Source organism: Mycobacterium sp. 1274761.0, assembly GCF_001668615.1.
GTDB lineage: Bacteria > Actinomycetota > Actinomycetes > Mycobacteriales > Mycobacteriaceae > Mycobacterium.
In genome coordinates this window covers 1-18,160 of sequence record NZ_LZMC01000019.1, presented here as the reverse complement: position 1 = coordinate 18,160, position 18,160 = coordinate 1, and the positions used below count along the sequence as shown (strand labels likewise).

General features: G+C 65.3%; 1 pseudogene. It reads left to right on the top strand.

The window, feature by feature from the left end:
• Positions 1 to 10: 10 nt before the first annotated feature.
• A pseudogene (locus tag A5651_RS02230) lies at positions 11 to 18,121 on the top strand (amino acid adenylation domain-containing protein); the annotation flags it as partial.
• Positions 18,122 to 18,160: the final 39 nt, after the last annotated feature.

The window sequence follows — 18,160 nt, the reverse complement described above, 5'->3', positions numbered from 1 at the left end:
TAGAGAGTCGATGGGATCTATTCAGGGGGAATTTTTGTTTGCGCGCCGACAGCAGACGGGATCTGATGATGGGGCATTGCCGGTAACACGCGGCCAGCTGGACATATGGCTCGCACAAGAAACGGGTGTCCATACGGATTGGCACGTCGGCCTATACGTGAGAATCGATGGTCCGGTAGAACGTGACGCACTTGAATGGGCGATCCGCCGGGTGGCGCGGGAGGCCGAACCAAGCAGGGCCACCTTCTTCGAGGTGGAAGGCCAGGTCTTCCAACGCGTGGTCGACTATCCGGATGTCGAGCTGCCGTTCCACGACCTGACCGGCTCGAGCGATCCCGTTCACGAAGCCCACCAGATGGCGTTGTCGATTCAACACACGCCAATGCCTTTCACCGGCCCGCTCTTCAGATTTGCGTTGTTTCAGACGCGGCTCGATGAATTTTATTTGTTCGCCTCTTGCCACCACATCGTCGCAGACGGCTCCAGCCTTGTGCTGGTCGGTCACCGCGTTGCCTCCGTCTACTCTGCAATTATTTCTGGCGCTCCGATCCCCGCTCCAGTCTTCGGCTCGTTGCAGGACTTGGTTGACTGCGAGTCAGAGTACGAAGCTTCCAGCGAGTATCTCGAAGATCAGGCTTATTGGACCAAGAACATTCCATCGGAAAGCGGAAATTCTTATCGGTTGCCACATGCAACAAACGACCGCGATCCGAAGCCGCTTTCCGCGCTCGCTCGATTGGACCCGGCGCTGCTCCGCCGCGTCGACGAAGTAGCTGACCTTTGGAGTTTGCCTAGATCCTCGGTCATCACAGCGGCGTGCGCGGTCCTCGTTTCCGGTTGGTGCGCCGAGGGGTCGGAAGTGGTGCTCGACTTCCCGGTCAACAGGCGAGTCCGTCCGGAGTTGAAGACGCTTCCCGGGATGGTTGCCGGGGTCGTGCCGCTGGTGCTGAGCGTTTCGCCGGAATCCACGGTCGCAGATTTCTGTGAGTATGTCGACCTTCGAATCCGAGAAGCGTTGCAGCATCAAAGGTTTCCGGTTCGTGCCTTGGAGCGCGGAACCCGCCGTGGTGGTCCCCTGCACTCCGCCGACAGGGTGACAGTCAATTTCCTCCCGTCGATCTTCCGTCTGGCCTTCGGTGGTGTGGCGGCATCTGCGTCATTCACCAATCCCGGCGCTGCGGGTGACGGCTTCGGGTTGATCTTCCTCAGTGAGGGTGACGATCTCTCCCTCGGTGTGTCGGGCGGTGGGCAGCCATTCTCAAGTTTCGACGTCTCCGATCTAGCGGGCCGCTTGGAGCACGTGTTGACGGCGATGACCGCAAATCCGAAGCGGCGGCTCTCATCGATCGATCTGCTCGCCGTGGGCGAGCTAGCCGAGCTCGACGTATGGGGTAATCAGGCGATTTTGACTCAGCCGGCATGGCCGTCTGTGTCGATTCCGGTCATGTTCGCCCGGCAGGTGGCACGCGCCCCACAGGCGGTGGCAATCACGTGCGGGAGCCGTACCTGGACCTATCGCGAACTGGATGAGGCGTCCAACCGGTTGGCGCATCTGCTGATCGCTCAGGGTGCGGGCCCGGGCCGGTGTGTAGCGCTGATGTTTTCGCGGTCGGCCGAGGCCATCCTGGCGATTTTGGCGGTGTTGAAGAGTGGCGCGGCCTATCTGCCGATCGATCCCGCGCACCCATTGGCCCGGGTCGAGTTCATGGTTGCCGATGCCGCGCCGATGGTCGCAATCACCACCTCAGAGCTTGCCGAGCGGCTGGGCGGGTGCGACCTGCCGGTGATCGATATCGCAGACCCCCGCATCTCCAGCTACCCCTGCATGGACTTGCCGGCGCCGGCTCCGGACAACCTCGCCTACATCATCTACACCTCCGGCACGACCGGAACCCCAAAAGGGGTGGCCATTACCCATTACAACGTCACCCAGTTGATCGCGTCGCTGGATCCTGCTCTGGGAGCGCCCGGGCAGGTGTGGTCGCAATGGCATTCCTACGCCTTCGACATCTCGGGCTGGGAGATCTTCAGTGCCCTTCTGCACGGCGGGCGGCTGGTAGTGGTGTCCGAATTGGTGGCTAGCTCACCGGCAGACTTCCATGCCCTGCTGGTGGCCGAGGAGGTCAGTGTCCTGTGCCAGACCCCTTCGGCTTTGGGGATGTTGTCACCCGAGAACTTGGATTCGGTGACCGTGATGGTGGGCGGAGAGGCCTGCCCGACCGACGTCGTGGATCGGTGGGCGCCCGGCCGGGTGATGATCAACGAATACGGCCCCACCGAAGCGACGATGTGGGTGGCCTTGAGTGCGCCGCTGACCGCGGGCTCGGACGTGCCGATCAGCCCGCCACTGCCACGCGCGGCCTTTTTCGTACTGAACAAATGGCTGCATCCGGTGCCTGCCGGGGTGGTCGGTGAGTTGTATCTGGCCGGTCCTCAGCTTGCCTACGGATACGTACGCCGGGCCGGGTTGACCGCATCGCGGTTCGTGGCGTGCCCCTTTGGTGGATTCGGGGCGCGGATGTATCGCACCGGGGATCTGGTGTACTGGGGCGCCGACGGGCAGTTGCGGTACTTGGGCCGAACCGATGAGCAGATCAAGATCCGCGGGTATCGCATCGAGTTGGGCGAAATACAGACGGCACTGGCCGGCCTGAGCGGGGTAAACCAGGCAGTCGTCATCGCTCGGGAGGACCACCCTGGCGACAAGCGTCTGGTGGCCTATGTCACCGGAACAGCGGACCCCGCCGAATTGCGTGCCGCATTGGCCGACCGGCTGCCGATCTACATGGTTCCATCCGCCGTAGTGGCGATCGACGCGCTGCCGCTGACGGTAAACGGCAAACTCGACAAGCGTGCCCTGCCGGCGCCGGAATACCAGGCTGCCGATCACTACCGCGCCCCGGCGACTGTCACCGAGGAGATCCTGGTCGGCATCTACCGTCAGGTGCTCAACGTCGACCGCATTGGGATCGACGACTCGTTCTTCGACCTGGGCGGGGACTCGCTTTCTGCGATGCGCTTGGTTGCCGCTGTCAATACGAACCTGGATGCCGGCCTCGGCGTGCGCACGTTGTTCGAATCGCCCACGGTGGCCGAGTTGGCTCCCCGAATCGGAGGGGATGCGAAGCGACGCACGGCGTTGGTGGCTCGTGAGCGCCCGGGGATTGTTCCGTTGTCGTTCGCCCAGAACCGGTTGTGGTTCCTCAACCAGTTCGAGGGTGGGGCTGCGACATACAACATCCCGACCGCTTTTCGGATCAAGGGGGCGCTGGATGTCGAAGCGCTGGGCGCTGCCCTCGACGATGTCATCGCCCGTCACGAAGCGCTGCGCACCATATTTCCCGACATCGACGGCGTGCCGTTCCAGGAGGTGTTGCCGGCCCGGGCGGGGATGTGGCAGCGCGGCCCCGCGGTGGTGTCGTTGCGAGAGCAGGACGTGCCTGGTGAGTTGGTGACGTTGGCGGGGCGTCGGTTCGATCTATCGGCCGAGATCCCGATTCTCGCCCAGATCTACTCGGTAGGTCATGAGCAGTATGTGGTGGGAATTGTGGTGCACCACATCGCTTTTGACGGGTGGTCACTCGCTCCGATGGTCCATGACGTGGGCGAGGCCTATCGCGCGCGCCAGAAGGGCGACGCCCCGCAGTGGGCGCCGTTGGCGGTGCAGTACGTCGATTACACGCTGTGGCAACAAGATTGGTTGGGTGCCGAGTCTGATCCCGACAGCGTGATCGCTGGTCAGATGCGGTACTGGCAACAGGAATTGGAAGACCTGCCGGAGGTGGTCTCGCTGCCACCGGATCGGCCGCGCCCACCGGTGGCCAGTTACCGCGGTGACGAAGTGGAACTCCGCATCGAGCCGCAGCTCTGGGCGGGCGTCAAGCAGCTGGCCGCCGCGCACAACGCTACGGCGTCGATGGTGTTGCAGGCGGTCATGACGACGGTGTTGCACCGGGCTGGCGCCGGGGAAGACGTGGTGGTGGGGACGCCGATCGCCGGGCGGTCGGATCAGGCGCTTGATGATCTGGTCGGCTTCTTCGTCAATACTTGGGTGTTGCGGGTGGGCATCAAATCTGCGCACCGGTTCTGCGATGTTCTCGCCGAGGTACGTAAGAAAGCGCTGGATGCGTACAGCAACCAGGACGTTCCGTTCGAGCTGCTGGTCGAACAGCTGAACCCGACACGTTCGACATCGCACAATCCGCTGTTCCAGGTGCTGATGGTCTTCCAGAACAACCTGCGTCCCGAGGTGTTGGCTTTGGACGACGTCAGCATCGAGCAGATGGCGGTCGCCACCCGAACGGCGAGGTTCGACCTCGATATCGAGTTGAGCGAGGTCCCCACCGACGATCCGGCCGCGCCGATGGCCGCCGGCATGGTGCTGTACGCAACCGATTTGTATGACCGGGCCACCATCGAGCATTTGGTCAGCTGGTTCGGTCGAATGATCGAGGCCGTCGTCGCCGATGCGTCGGTGGTAGTGGGAGACGTGTCGTTACTGGATCGCGGTGAGCGTGATCTTGTGCTGTCGGAATGGTCCGGAACCGGAGTGACGGCGCCAGTGGGGCTGGCACCGCAGTTGTTGGCTGCGGCGGTGGCCGCCGATCCGGACGCAGTGGCGGTGGTCGATGGCGCACGGGAACTGTCATATCGCGAGCTTGACCAGTGGTCGACGCGATTGGCACGGGTGCTGATCGAGATCGGAGTGGGTCCGGAGCGTGCGGTGGGCGTGGCGATGGAACGCTGCGCAGAGCTGGTGGTGGCCTGGTGGGCGCTGATGAAGGCCGGCGGCGTGTACGTGCCTATCGACCTCGCGTATCCGGCCGAGCGGATCACCACTGTGTTGGACGCGGTGTCTGCGGCGTGCGTATTGACCGTCAGTGACGAAACCGTAGCCGGAACCGAGGGACGCCCGGTGCTTCGAGTCGACGGACTGGACCTGTCGCAGCGGTCCGCGGATCCGATCACCGACGCCGACCGATTGGCGCCGCTGAAGGTGCACAACACCGCCCACGTGATCTTCACCTCGGGATCCACCGGTACCCCGAAAGGGGTGGCGGTCAGCCATGCGGGTCTGCTCGGAGTAGCCGCGCTCCACGAGGTGTACGGGATGGGCGCGGATACGCGCTTGCTGATGGTGGCTGCGCCGACCTTTGACGTGTCGATCGGCGAGGTCTTGTTGGCGGTGGGGTCGCGGGCGGCATTGGTAGTGGTCCCGCCGGACGCGTATGCCGGGGAGGCGTTGACAAGGCTGCTGGAAGACCAGCGGGTCAACGCGGCGGCACTGACGCCGACGGTGTTGTCGACGCTCGATCGGAGCCGGCTCGATGGAGTGCGTACGCTGATCACCACCGGGGAGGCCTGCCCGACGGAACTGGCGGCCGCTTGGGCGACGGGTCGGCGGATGTTCAACGCCTACGGCCCCACCGAAACCACGATCTGGGCCACCTCCAGTGCCCCGCTGTCGCCGGGGCAGCCGGTAGGCATCGGTGCCCCGATCGCCGGTGTGTACGCGCTCGTGCTCGACGCGCGGCTGAAGCCGGCGCCGGTCGGGGTAGTGGGCGAACTGTATCTGGGCGGCCCCGCCTTGGCGCACGGTTATCTGGGGCGGCCGGAGTTGACCGCGGATCGGTTCGTCGCCGACCCCTACGGCCAACCGGGGACCCGGATGTACCGAACCGGAGACCTGGTGCGTTGGACGCGCCGCGGAACGGTCGATTACCTGGGTCGCGCCGACACACAGGTCAAATTGCGTGGACAGCGCATTGAATTGGGCGAAATCGAAAACTCACTTCTCGCCTGTTCGCAGGTGACTCAGGCAGTGGCGAACGTACATCGCGGCAATACCGGCGCCCATCTCGTCGCATACGTCACGCTCGATCGCAGCAGCGCAGGCGAGAACGACGCCACGATCGTCGACCAATGGCAAAACGTCTACGACGAGTTGTACGACGCCGAGGTCGAGGTGCAGGACTTCGGCAGGGACTTCCGGGGCTGGAACAGTAGCCTGACCGACGACCCGATTCCGCTTGAGGAGATGCTGGAGTGGCAGTCGGCCACCGTCCACCGGATCATGGCCCTGTCGCCGCGACGAGTTTTGGAGATCGGTGCCGGTTCGGGGCTGGTGCTGTCCCAGATCGCCCCGCTGTGTGATGAGTATTGGGCCACGGACTTCTCGGCGCCCACGATCCACACACTGCGGGCGGCGGTGGCTGCCCAGTCGTGGGGCGATCGGGTGCAACTGCGGGTGCAGCGGGCCGACGTGACCGACGGGTTGCCAGAGGGCCATTTCGATGTCGTGGTGCTCAACTCGGTCGTTCAATACTTCCCGAGTGCGGGGTATCTGGCCGATGTGCTGGCGGCTGCGATGCGAATGCTGGCACCGGGCGGATCACTGTTCATCGGCGACGTACGTAACCACGCCCTGCAGAGCGCGTTTCAAACCGCAATCGCGCTGTCGCGTACGAACTCCAGCGACACCAGCGAAATTCGGGAGCGTGTCCAGCGTGCCCTCGTGAGCGAAGTCGAATTACTGCTGGCGCCAGAGTTTTTCACCACCTGGACGGCCGATCAACCGTCAGCGGCCGGACTCGAGATCCACGTCAAAAGGGGTTGGGCCGACAACGAATTGACCCGGTATCGCTACGACGTCATCGTCCACAAAACGCCTACTGCGGTACGTTCGGTGGCTACCGCACCGACCTGGACGTGGGATCGGTCCGCAGGCCTGCGTGGACTGCAAGACCAACTGGCCTCACAGCAACCTCCCGTCGTCCGCATTGCCGAGATCCCCCGAGCCGGGCTCATCACCGACGTCCACATCGAACAGGCCCTGGCTACCGGACAATCGGTCGAGGAAGCACTCGCCCAAGCGATTTCGGCAACCCCAGAAGCCGCGACCCCCGAACAGTTGCACCACCTTGGTGAAGCCGCCGGATATCACGTCGCAGTCACCTGGGGTGCCCTACCTGGCACCCTGGATGCCGTCTTCATCGACGCCGCGCACCAGTCTTCGCCGCTGACCGACCTGCACCTGCCCCCCACCGGGGCGCGTCAACGCATCACCTACGCCAACGATCCGGACAGCAACACCAAACTCAGCGCGGTGCGCCAGCAGCTGACCGCGCGGTTGCCCGAATACATGGTTCCGTCGCAAATTGTTGTGCTCGAGGAGTTCCCGCTGACCTCCTCGGGCAAGATCGACCGGAAGGCGCTGCCGGAACCAGTGTTCGCCGCGACGCACTTCCGGGCGCCGGAGACCGAGACAGAAGAGATTCTGGCCGGTATCTATGCCCAGGTGTTGGGGTTGGATCGGGTCGGGGTCGATGACTCGTTCTTTGATCTAGGTGGGGATTCGCTGTTGGCGATGCGGGTGATCGCCGCGGTTAATACCAGCCTGGATGCCGGTCTTTCGGTGCGCGCATTGTTCGAGACCCCTTCGGTGGCTCAGTTGGCGCCTCGTATCGGTGAGGGTGGGGGTGGGCTGGAGCCGTTGGTACCAGTGCAGCGTCCTGCGGTGGTGCCCTTGTCGTTTGCGCAGAACCGGTTGTGGTTCATCGATCAGTTGCAGGGGCCGTCGGCGATCTACAACATGGCGGTGGCGTTGCGCCTGGCTGGGCGCCTGGATACCGAGGCGTTGGGCGTCGCGTTGGCCGATTTGGTGGGCCGTCATGAGAGCTTGCGCACGTTGTTTGTGGCGCCCGAGGGCATTCCTCAGCAGTTGGTGATACCGGCCGAGGAAGTCGAGTTCGGTTGGGGCGTAATCGATGCCGCCGGCTGGCCGCAAGGCCGGCTTGATGAGGCCATCGAGTCCGCGGTGCGGCAACCGTTTGACTTGGCGACCGAGATCCCGTTGCGGGCGCGGCTTTTCCGCGTTGCCGAGGATGAGCATGTGTTGGTGGCGGTGGTGCACCATATCGCTGCCGACGGCTGGTCGATCAGGCCGTTGGTGACTGAGCTGGCGGTGGCGTATGGCGCCCGGTGTGCAGGGCAGGCTCCGGGCTGGGATCCGTTGCCGGTGCAGTATGTCGATTACACGCTGTGGCAGCGCGCGCAGCTGGGGGACATCGACGATCCCGATAGTCGAATCGCACGGCAGTTGGGTTATTGGGAGCAGGCGTTGGCGGGGCTGCCCGAGCGATTGGAGTTGCCGACCGATCGGCCCTATCCGGCGGTGGCTGATTATCGCGGCGCGACAGTGGCCGTGCAGTGGCCGGCGGAGTTGCAGCAGCAGGTGGCTGCGGTGGCCCGTGAGCACGACGCGACCAGTTTCATGGTGGTCCAGGCCGCGCTGGCGGTGCTGTTGTCCAAGATCAGCGCCAGCACGGATGTGGCCGTGGGGTTCGCGATCGCCGGGCGCGGCGATCCGGCGCTCGAAGCCCTCGTGGGTTTCTTCGTCAACACCCTGGTGTTGCGGGTTGATCTCGCCGATGATCCCACTTTCGCCGAGCTGGTTACTCAGGTGCGCGGGCACAGCCTGGCTGCCTATGAGCACCAGGATGTGCCCTTCGAGATGTTGGTGGATCGGCTCAACCCGGCCCGCTCACTGACGCATTCACCGCTGGTGCAGGTGTTGTTGGCCTGGCAGAACTTCGCCGGGCAGGAAAGCGATCTCACCGGTTTGCGTTTGGGCGATGCTCAGGTCACGCCGCGGACGGTCGACACGCGCACCGCCCGTGTGGACCTGACATTTACTCTCGGCGAGCACTGGAGCGATGACGGTGACCCAGCCGGCATTCGAGGTGAGGTGGAGTTCCGCACCGATGTGTTCGACGCGGCCTCCATCGAGGTGTTGATCGAGCGGTTGCAGCGGGTGTTGGTGGCGATGACCGCCGAGCCGACACGGCGGCTGTCTTGGGTGGATTTGCTCGATGCGGTGGAACATGCCCGCCTGGATGGGTGGGGTAACCGAGCGACATTGACCCAGCCGGTACCCGTGTCGGGGTCGATTCCCGTGTTGTTCGCCGAGCAGGTAGCGCGCACACCCGAGGCGGTCGCGGTGACCTTCGAGGGCCGCTCAGTGACTTACCGCGAGCTTGATGAGGCCGCTAATCGGTTGGCACACCTGCTGGCCAGCCGAGGTGTGGGCCCGGGTGAGCGTGTGGCGCTGCTGTTGTCCCGTTCCGCCGAGGCGATCATGACGATCGTGGCGGTGCTCAAGACCGGGGCGGCTTATCTGCCGATCGACCCGATGCACCCAGCGGCCCGGATCCGGTTCATGCTCGATGATGCCGCGCCGATGGCCGCCATCACCACGGTGGACCTGCGGTCGCGGTTGGACGGGCATGACCTGCTGGTCATTGATATCGATGACCCCGCCATCGACGCCGAACCCAGCACCGCACTGCCGGGACCGGCCCCAGATGATGTCGCCTACCTCATCTACACCTCGGGCACCACAGGTGTGCCCAAGGGGGTGGCGATTACCCACTACAACGTCACCCAGCTCCTGGAATCGGTGTCTGCGGATCTGCCGACGCCGGCTGTGTGGTCGCAGTGGCATTCCTATGCGTTCGATGTCTCGGTGTGGGAGATCTGGGGCGCGCTGCTGGGTGGTGGGCGGTTGGTGGTGGTGCCCGATGCGGTGGTGCGCTCACCCGAGGACTTCCACGCCTTGCTCGTCACCGAACAGGTCAGCGTGTTGAGCCAGACCCCATCGGCGTTCTATGCGCTGCAAACCGCCGATGCGTTGGCGCCCGAGCGGGAACAGCAGCTCAAGCTCGAGGCTGTGGTGTTCGCTGGGGAAGCGCTGGAACCCCAGCGTCTCGGGGCGTGGCTGGGCAATCACCCGGGATTACCGCGGCTGGTCAACATGTATGGCACGACCGAGACGACGGTGCATGCGTCGTTTCGGGAGATCGTCGACGGTGATGTCGACAGCAATGCCAGTCCGATCGGGGTGCCGTTGAACCATCTCGCCTTCTTCGTGCTGGATCGGTGGTTGCGTCCGGTGCCGGCGGGTGTGGTCGGGGAGTTGTATGTGGCCGGTGCCGGGCTGGGGAGCGGGTATTGGCGGCGTGCTTCTTTGACGGCGTCGCGGTTTGTGGCGTGTCCGTCCGGGGGTTCGGGGGCGCGGATGTATCGCACCGGGGATCTGGTGTCGTGGGGTGCCGATGGGCAGCTGACCTATCTGGGGCGTGCTGATGAGCAGGTCAAGATCCGCGGGTATCGAATCGAGCTCGGTGAGGTCCAGGCGGCGCTGAACGCCTTGGAGGGGGTCGAGCAGGCGGTAGTGATCGCCCGTGAGGACCGCCCCGGCGATAAACGCCTGGTCGGCTACATCACCGGCACCGCCGACCCGATCGAAGTCCGCGCCCAGCTCAGTGAACGGTTGCCCGGCTACATGGTGCCCGTGGCCGTGGTGGTGCTGGCCAGCTTGCCGTTGACGGTCAACGGCAAACTCGACAAACGCGCTCTGCCGGCACCGGAATACACCGATGCCGGTGGTGATTATCGCGCGCCGACCACCCCCACCGAGGAGATCCTGGCCGGCATCTTCGCCCAGGTGCTGGGGCTGGAGCGGGTCGGGGTCGACGACTCGTTCTTCGACCTGGGTGGGGATTCGCTGTCGGCGATTCGGGTGATCGCCGCAGTCAACGCCGGCCTGGATGCCGGCCTTTCGGTGCGTGCGTTGTTCGAGGCGCCCACAGCGGCCCAGTTGGCGCCCCGTATCGGTGAGGAAGCGGCTCGGCTGGAACCGTTGGTGGCAGTGCAGCGGCCTGCGGTGGTGCCGTTGTCATTTGCACAGAACCGGTTGTGGGTGATCGACCAGTTGGAGGGACCGTCCCCGGTCTACAACATTTCGACGGCGTTGCGACTGAGCGGGCGCCTGGATGTCGAGGCGTTGCGTGCGGCCCTGACTGATGTGCTGGCCAGGCATGAGGTCTTGCGCACGCTGATCGAAGCGGCCGAGGGGATGCCCCGGCAGGTCGTAGTCCCGGTCGAGCGGGCCGACTTCGGCTGGCAGATCATTGACGCGACCGGCTGGTCGGAGAGTCAACTTTCGGAGGCCATCGACGAAGCGGTGCGTGAGCCGTTCCAGTTGGCCACCCAGATTCCGTTGCGGGCGCGGCTTTTCCGTGTTGCTGACGACGAGCACGTGCTGGTGGCAGTGGTGCACCACATCGCCGCCGATGGTTGGTCGATCACCCCGCTCGTGCGTGATATGGCGGTGGCCTACGCCGGCCGTCAGGCGGGGCGGGCCCCGGAGTGGACGCCGTTGCCGGTGCAGTATGTCGATTACTCGTTGTGGCAGCGCGCGCAGCTGGGCGAGCTTTCCGATCCCGACAGTCGCATCGCTGCGCAGCTGACTTACTGGGAGCAGGCGCTGTCCGGAATGCCCGACCGGCTGGTGTTGCCCACTGATCGGCCGTATCCGCCGGTGGCCGACTACCGCGGCGCCCGGATGACCGTGGACTGGCCGGCCGAGGTGCAGCAGCGCGTCGCCCGGATGGCTCGCGAGGGCAATGCGACCAGCTTCATGGTGATGCAGACCGCCTTGGCTGTGCTGTTGTCCAAGCTCAGCGCCAGTGACGATGTGGCAGTGGCGTTTCCGATCGCCGGACGTCGCGACCCTGCGCTCGACGAGCTGGTGGGATTCTTCGTCAACGCCTTGGTGCTGCGGGTCGACCTGACCGGTGATCCCAGTGTCGGCGAACTGTTGGCGCAGGTGCGCGGCCGCAGCCTGGCCGCCTACGAACACCAGGACATGCCGTTTGAGGTGCTGGTGGAGCGGCTCAACCCCGCTCGAAGCTTGACCCACCATCCCTTGGTTCAAGTGACGTTGGCCTGGCAGAACTGGCAGTACGGCGAACCTTCCGAGATGAGTTTGGGTGACGTGCAGGTCACCCCGATGCCGGTCGACACCCGCACCGCCAGAATGGATTTGACGTTCTTCCTGGCCGAACGCTGGACTGAGGATAGGGAGTTCGCCGGGATCTCCGGCGCGGTTGAGTATCGCACCGACGTGTTCGATGCGGCCAGCATCGAGACTCTGATCGAACGGTTCGAGCGCGTGTTGCGGGCCATGACCGACGACCCCGCGCGCCCGGTGTCGTCGGTGGATCTGGTCGATGAGGTTGAGCACGTCGCCCTGACAGAGTGGGGTAACCGGTGGGCGTTGGAGCAGCCGGCGACCGAAGTATCGATTCCCGCGGCATTCGCCACGCACGTGTCGCGCACGCCGCAGGCGCCGGCGCTGACGTTCGCTGGCCGCTCGATGACCTATCAGGAACTGGACGAGGCCTCAAACCGGTTGGCCCACCGGCTCATAGCCGACGGGGTGGGCGCAGGCCAGCAGGTTGCGCTGCTGCTGCCGCGCTCGGCTGCAGCGGTCGTGGCGATGTTGGCGGTGCTCAAATCCGGCGCCGCCTACCTGCCGATCGACCCGGCCCTGCCCGTGGCTCGGGCCGACTTCATGATCGGTGATGCCGCGCCGATGGCCGCAATCACCACCGCAGAGCTGTCCCAGCGGCTACATGACCGCGATCTGCTGGTCATCGATGTCGAAGACCCCCGCAATCGGGACTATCCCGCCACGGCGCTGCCGACGCCGGCGCCCGATGACATTGCGTATCTGATTTACACCTCGGGCACCACCGGTGTCCCCAAGGGAGTGGCCGTCACCCATCGCAATGTGACCCAACTTTTCGACTCACTGCATGCGCAACTGCCGCCGGCCGGTGTGTGGTCGCAGTGGCACTCGTTGGCCTTCGACGCCTCGGTCCAGGAGACCTTCGGCGCACTCCTCGGTGGTGGACGCCTGGTGGTGGTGCCTGAGGACGTCGCTCGCTCGCCTGAAGACTTGCACGCTTTGTTGGTGGCCGAAGAAGTCACCGTGTTGAGCCAGACCGCTTCTGCCGTAGGGACATTGTCGGCTGAGGGGTTGGACTCGGTGGCTGCCCTGCTGGTGGGCGCCGAGCCTTGTCCTCCCGAGGTGGTGGATCGGTGGGCGCCCGGGCGAGTGATGATAATCGTCTACGGCCCGACCGAGACGACGGTTGATGTGGCGATCAGTGCGCCGCTGATCGCAGGCGCCAGTGTGGTACCCATCGGCGCGCCGGTATCGGGAGCAGCCTTCTTCGTCTTGGACCGGCATCTGCGGCCGGTGCCGGCCGGGGTTGCGGGCGAGCTGTATGTCGCCGGTCGGGGTGTGAGCGTAGGTTATTGGCGCCGTTCGGGTTTGACGTCATCGCGCTTTGTCGCGTGTCCGTTCGCCGGCGCCGGGGCGCGGATGTACCGCACCGGGGATCTGGTGCGGTGGGGCACCGACGGGCAGCTGCGGTATGTCGGCCGTGCCGACGACCAAGTCAAGATCCGTGGCTACCGCATCGAACTCGGAGAGGTGCAGGCGGCGCTTGCTGGTTGCGAAGGAGTCGAGCACGCGGCGGTGATCGCCCGCGAGGACCGTCCCGGCGATAGGCGCCTGGTGGGTTACGTGACGGGGAGCGCGGACCCGGCCGCGGTGCGCGAGACGCTGGCCGAGCGGCTCCCGGCCTACATGGTGCCCGCGGCGGTGGTCGTGTTGGAGACGTTGCCGTTGACAATCAACGGCAAGCTCGACAAGCGAGCCCTACCGGCACCGGAGTATCAGGATGTTGACCGGTATCGCGCCCCGGAAAGTGCGATCGAGGAAATTCTGGCCGGGATCTACGCCCAGGTGCTGGGGCTCGAACGCGTCGGGGTTGATGAATCGTTCTTCGAACTGGGCGGGGACAGCATCTTGTCTCTTCAGGTTGCGTCGCGAGCGCGAGCGGCCGGGCTGACCTGCCGACCACCCGACATCTTCGTGGAGCAGACGGTCGCTCGGCTGGCCCGCGTGGTACAGGTGACCGACGGTGCCGAGCAGCAAGTCGACGACGGCGTCGGGGTGGCGCCGGCGATCCCGATCATGCGACGGCTGAGCGGTGTGGACGGCCCGGTCGAGCAGTACAACCAGACCGTCGTGTTGCAGGCCCCGGCAGGGGTGAGCCAGGCCGACGTGGTGGTGGTGTTGCAGGCATTGCTGGATCGCCATGCCATGTTGCGCTGCCGCGTCGAAGACGACGGCGCGGGCGGATGGTCGCTGCAGGTCCCCAAAGCCGGGACGGTGGATGCGAACGATTGCCTGCACTCGGTGACGGCCTTCTCCGACGAGGCAGTTTTAGAGGCGCGGTCGCGGCTGAACCCGGCCGCTGGGGCCATGCTCAGTGCGCTTTGGGCGACCGCTACCGGCCAGCTGGCATTGATCGTTCACCACCTGGCCGTCGACGGGGTGTCGTGGCGAATCCTGTTGGAGGACTTGAACATTGCGTGGGCGCAGCATCACAGCGGGCAGCCGATAGCCCTGGCCGCGGGTGGAACGTCGTTCATCCGGTGGGCCTCGCTGCTGGCCGAGCACGCCCACGACCCGCAGGTCGTGGCCCAAGCCGAGATGTGGCAGCAGGTGGCGTCAGTGCCGGCGGTGTTGCCCGCGGTCCAACCCGCCGTGGATACGTTCGTCACTGCCGGGCAGTTGGCCGTGCAGCTCGATGTCGAGACCACCCGGATGTTGTTGGGTGAGGTACCCGCGGCGTTTAACGCCGGGGTGCAAGACATTTTGTTGATCGCCTTCGGACTGGCATGGTCACACTTCCTGGGTATTACGGGTGGCGCGCCAATCGGCATCGATGTTGAAGGCCACGGACGCCATGACGAGCTGGCCGGTGATGTTGATTTGACCCGCACGGTGGGCTGGTTCACGACGTTGTATCCGGTGGCCGTGCGTGTGGCCGAATTGGACTGGGGTCAGGTGACCGCCGGTCAGGCCGGGGTTGGGGAGCTGGTCAAGGACGTCAAAGAGCAACTTCGCGCGCTGCCGAATCCGTTGACCTATGGGCTATTGCGGTATATGAACGCCGACGTGGACCTGGCAGGCTCGGATCCGCAGATCGGGTTCAACTACTTGGGCCGACTGGGCGCGGGCGCCAACGAGCTCTCCGATGACGTGTGGCGGATGAGCCCCGAGGGCATGGCGGCCACCGCCGTCAGCGCCGCGATGGCTATCCCATTGGCGCACACCGTAGAACTCAACGCCGGCACCGCCGACACCGACACCGGTCCCCAGCTGCAGGCGCATTGGAGATGGGCGACGTCGGCAATGGATCAGGCGCAGGTGGACCGCTTGAGCCGGTTGTGGTTTGAGGCCTTGACCGGTATCTGCGCTCATGTGCGCGCCGGTGGCGGCGGGCTGACCCCTTCGGACATCAGCCTCGCCCGGCTGAGCCAGCAGCAGCTCGACGAGCTGTGCGGACGATACGAGATCGCCGACGTGTTGCCTCTGACTCCGCTGCAGCACGGTCTGCTCTTTCACGCCAGCACCGCTCAGGGCAGCGACGATGTATATGCGGTGCAGCTGGATGTTGCCATCGCCGGCGCTCTGGACCAGCAGCGGTTGCGCGACGCGGTGCACACCGTCATCGGTCGGCATCCGAATCTGGCGGCCCGATTCTGGGCCCACTTCGATGAGCCGGTGCAGGTCATCCTGGCCGATCCGGTGGTGCCTTGGCGGTACATCGAGTTGGACGCTGACTGTGTCGACGCCGATGAGCGGGTCCAGAACTTGTGCGCCGAAGAACGCGCGGCCGTGCGTGAGCTGGCCGACCAGCCCGCCTTCCGGGTGGCGTTGATCCGCACCACAGCAAATCGGTACCGGTTCGTCCTCACCAATCACCACATCGTGATGGATGGCTGGTCGCTACCCATCCTGCTGCAAGAAATAATTGCCGGCTATTACGGTCAGCGGCTACCCGCAGCCACGCCGTACCGCAGCTTTGTCAGCTGGCTAGCCGCTCAGGATCACACTGCGGCCCAACTGGTCTGGGGCGAGGTGCTGGCCGGCTTCGACACGCCGACCCTGGTAGGCCTGCCAGGGCGGGCGGGGCCAGGCCGGCGAGCAGTGGCATCGCATCGGGTGTCCGAGCAGACGACCCGCGCTCTGACCGAGCTGGCCCGCACGCATCACACCACGGTCAACACGGTATTGCAGGGCGCCTTCGCGCAGCTGTTGTGCACGCTGACCGGCCAGCAGGATGTAATCTTCGGCACCGCGGTCTCAGGGCGACCCGCCGACCTCGCCGGCGCGGAGTCGATGGTGGGGCTGATGATCAACACCGTGCCGGTGCGCGCGACGCTCACCGCGGCGACCACCACGACCGATCTGCTCGAGCAACTGCAGAGCGCCCACAACCGCACCCACGATCACCAGCACCTGGCGCTTTCCGAGATCCATCGCGTCACCGGCCACGACCAGCTGTTCGACACTCTATTCGTTTACGAAAATTACCCGGTCGACACCGCCGCCTTATCCGGCGACCACGAGGTGACCATCACCGAGATCACCGCCCGCGAGTACAACCACTACCCGCTGACGGTGGCGGCCGCACCCGGCACCGAACTGGGCCTGCGGCTGGAATACGACACCGACGTGTTTGATGCGGTTGGTGTTGGGGTGTTGGTGGAGCGGTTGGGTCGGGTGTTGGTGGCGATGACTGCTGATCCGGGTCGGTTGGTGTCGTCGATTGATGTGCTCGATGAGGGTGAGCATGCCCGGTTGGATGAGGTGGGTAATCGGGCGGCGTTGACCGCTGGGGCTGCTGATGTGGTTGCCGCGGTGTCGATTCCGGTGTTGTTTGCGGTTCAGGTGGCGCGGGCGCCCGAGGCGGTGGCGATCAGCGATGGAGCTCGGTCGTGGACGTATCGCGAGGTGGATGAGGCGTCAAATCGGTTGGCGCACTGGCTGATCGAGCATGGAGTGGGTGCCGGGCAGCGAGTGGCGTTGCTGTTGCCGCGCTCTGCCGAGGCGGTCGTGGCGATGATGGGGGTGCTCAAGACCGGGGCGGCCTATCTACCTCTTGACCCCGCCCACCCTGATGCGCGGCTCGGGTTCGTGCTCGCCGATGCCGCCCCGATGGTTGCAGTCACCACGGCCGATCTACGGTCGCGAGTGGCTGGGCGCGAGTTGGTCATCATCGATATCGACGATCCCGCTATTGGTGCTCAGCCCGCCACGGCGGTGCCGGCATCCGCGGCGCCAGAGGATGTCGCGTATCTGATCTACACCTCGGGCACCACGGGCACGCCCAAGGGGGTGGCGGTCGCTCACCGCAATGTGACCCAGCTGTTGGAGACGTTGGAGGCCGAGGTGCCTGCGGCGGGAGTGTGGTCGCAGTGTCATTCTCTGGCGTTCGACTTCTCGGTCTGGGAGATCTTCGGGGCGCTGCTGGGCGGGGGCCGGCTGGTGATGGTGCCCGATGCGGTGGTGCGCTCCCCCGAAGAGCTACACGCGGTACTGGTCGGCGAGCAGGTCAGTGTGCTCAGCCAGACCCCCTCGGCGTTTTATGCCCTCCAGGCCGTGGATGGGCTGGCCCCCCAGCGTGGTGATCAGCTCAAACTGGAGACGGTGGTGTTCGGCGGGGAGGCGCTGGAGCCCCAGCGGCTGCGGGGCTGGCTGGGACTGCATCCCGGTCTGCCGCGGCTGGTCAATATGTATGGCATCACCGAGACCACGGTGCATGCCTCGGTGCGGGAGATCACCGGCGCTGATGTCGAGAATGCGGTCAGCCCGATCGGGGTGCCGCTGGCTCATCTGGGCTTTTTCGTCCTCGACAGCTGGTTGCGTCCGGTGCCCGCTGGGGTGGTCGGCGAGCTGTATGTGGCCGGGGCCGGACTGGCCTACGGCTACATCGGCCGCTGCGGGTTGACCTCGACGCGGTTTGTCGCCTGCCCATTCGCCGGCCCGGGAGCCCGGATGTATCGCACCGGCGACCTGGTCTCCTGGGGCGCTGACGGACAGCTGCGCTATATCGGCCGCGCCGACGAGCAAGTCAAGATCCGCGGTTACCGCATCGAACTAGGCGAGGTCCAAGCCGCGCTGAACGCCCTGACCGGCGTCGAGCAGGCCGCGGTGATCGCCCGCGAGGACCGCCCCGGCGATAAACGCCTGGTCGGCTACATCACCGGCACCGCCGACCCCGCCGAGGTGCGCACCCAACTGGCCGACCGACTGCCCGCCTACATGGTGCCAGTCGCCGTGGTCGCCCTGCAGACACTGCCACTGACCGTCAACGGCAAACTCGACACCCGCGCCCTGCCCGCCCCCGAATACCACGACTCCAGTTTGAGCTGATCACCACGCTGGGGGGCC